Origin of the sequence: uncultured Thiodictyon sp. (genome assembly GCA_903837595.1) — a bacterium.
GTDB lineage: Bacteria > Pseudomonadota > Gammaproteobacteria > Chromatiales > Chromatiaceae > Thiodictyon.
This window is the reverse complement of record CAILVI010000118.1, coordinates 1-1,962: the sequence shown is the minus strand read 5'-3', so window position 1 is coordinate 1,962 and position 1,962 is coordinate 1. Positions and strand designations below refer to the sequence as shown.

The window sequence follows — 1,962 nt, the reverse complement described above, 5'->3', positions numbered from 1 at the left end:
CACGACCAAGTTGAGAAAGGTGAATGGAGTCTCTGGTCTTGGGCGGATCACCGCCAATCCTGTCGAAACTATCGTATGTTCGGATGGCTCGTATATTAGTAACTACTCAGGTACCCCCACCCAGCCCTCAGCCGCCGACTACGCGAAGCGCGGCTGAGGCGGGGTGCCCTGGAAAGTCAGGGTGAGGGCGTTGAAGAGATTCGCCCCCTGCTTGTGCATGGTGGCCAGATAGGAGCGGATGGTGCAGAAGGTGTCGAGGCCGTCTGCGGTCCGGAAACCGCCGGAGACTTTCTGTTTGACCTTGGGCATGCGGATCGCCTGCTCACCGAGGTTGTTGGTGAAGGGAACCGCGGGATCGATCATGAAGCGCCAGACATCGTCGGCGTAGCGGCGCAAGCGGTCGATGAGATTGAGCCCCTTGCTCTGCTTGGTCCGACCGCGTTTGCCCGAGGGTGGCGCGCGCGGATTGGCCGCCTCCCCGGTGGTGAGGAGTTGGTAATAGGTCGTTCGATAGTAGGCGATGCGCTTGGCGGGGAGCGGTGCGCCCACCGCCGCGACCTCATGACAGGCGGCGAGCAGCAAATCGAACAGGCACTTGGCCCAGGCTTGCCCCATCTGCTCGAAGACATAGGTCAGTTCACGCAGGTGGTGGGCGTTGCACAGACCGTGCTTGCAGGCGAGTTCCCGATACGGCTTCCAGCCGTCGTGGATCAGGGTCCCCGCGAACACGATCAGCAGCCCAAAGGCGTCGAACGCTAGCTTGCCGCGTTTGGGGTGCGCACCGAGCCAGGTCAGCAGTGGGGTCACGAGAACATGCATCCAGTGGATTTTACCGGCTACGCGCATCCCGGTTTCGTCGGCGTGGGCGACCGCGGCGGCGGTGAGCGCCTCCCCCATCGCGGCCACGGTCGGGGCCAGCCGCACCTGCGCTTCGGCCTGGATCGCCAGCACCGTGGCGTCGGACATCGGCAGGTCGAACAGATCGCCCATCAACTCGCCGGTGCGTGCCAGCGGCAACATGTGGTGGTGGGTCAACTGGATGACCGCCGCCTTGCTGTGCGGTCCGTACTGCACCGGCGCCGACACCGCGGCGGGAAACGCGCCCCGATGCACCTTCGCGCAGGGGCACGGCGCTTCGAGAACTTGGTGCTCGGTGACCTCGCAGCGCAGCGGCGGCAGGTCGAACACTTGGCGGGTCTCGACCACGACCGCCGGACCCAAGGGACGATGACAGGCATCGCAATGGGTCGCCGGGGCATGCGTTTGAATCCGATCCGGCTGCGCCACGCGCTTCAGGGTATGACCGGCGTGGCCCGTTTGGCCTCCCGTCGGTTTCTCTCCGCGGGTGCGCAACGACTTCGGCTTGGGTTTGTTCAGCCCGTCCGAGGACGGTGGTTTGCTAGAATTGCGGCTGTTCTTCGCCAGACGACCTTGCAGTTCCTCGACCGTCGCCGTCAGCGCGACGACGCGCGCCCACAACGCCCCGATCAGGGCGTCTTTGTCGGCAACGCTCAGGGGCGCCAAGTCGGGCAGGGGTTCCATGGTCGCGATTATCCGCTTCCGCGCCGCGTGTTCAAGCAAAACCGGCGCGGCGGTTCGGCGGGACCTGAGTAGTTTCTCAGAAGAAAGCCAAACGAGAGACGATGATCGACAAGCCTCCCCCGGAACACGATAACGGCAATACCACCCAGCGAAAGTTCAAAAAACCTAAAGGGCAATAAGTAAAACTTTTCATAACGCTCGATGCTTGGCGAAAAAAAGAGAATCACCGAAACGGCCGTCAAAAAAATCAATAACGGGAGCAGCCACGAGCGTCTCGCCTTCCCTAGAATCAAGAACAGCAAGGGGTAAAGCAAATAATATTGCTCTTCAACACCCAAGCTCCAGGTGTGCATCAGCGGCTTATATTCATTGACAACATCCCAATAGTTCCCGTTCTTCACAACGGAAAGATCGCTTTTG

The 1,962-nt window shown here is 61.5% G+C and carries 2 protein-coding genes; both read right to left on the bottom strand.

Annotated elements, in window-relative coordinates:
• Positions 1-138 precede the first annotated feature (138 nt).
• Positions 139-1,542: an IS66 family transposase gene (locus tag QZY44_RS06530; RefSeq protein WP_295443907.1), complete on the bottom strand. Its 1,404-nt coding sequence runs from the start codon at positions 1,540-1,542 to the stop codon at positions 139-141.
• An 8-nt stretch (positions 1,543-1,550) separates the two neighbouring features.
• Positions 1,551-1,962 (bottom strand): acyltransferase family protein (locus QZY44_RS06525; RefSeq protein WP_295443904.1); only part of this gene is annotated, 412 nt, incomplete at its 5' end.

Coding starts and splice junctions, on each gene's coding strand:
- QZY44_RS06530 (WP_295443907.1), bottom strand. CDS start 1,542: ATGGAACCCCTGCCCGACTTGGCGCCCCTGAGCGTTGCCGACAAAGAC.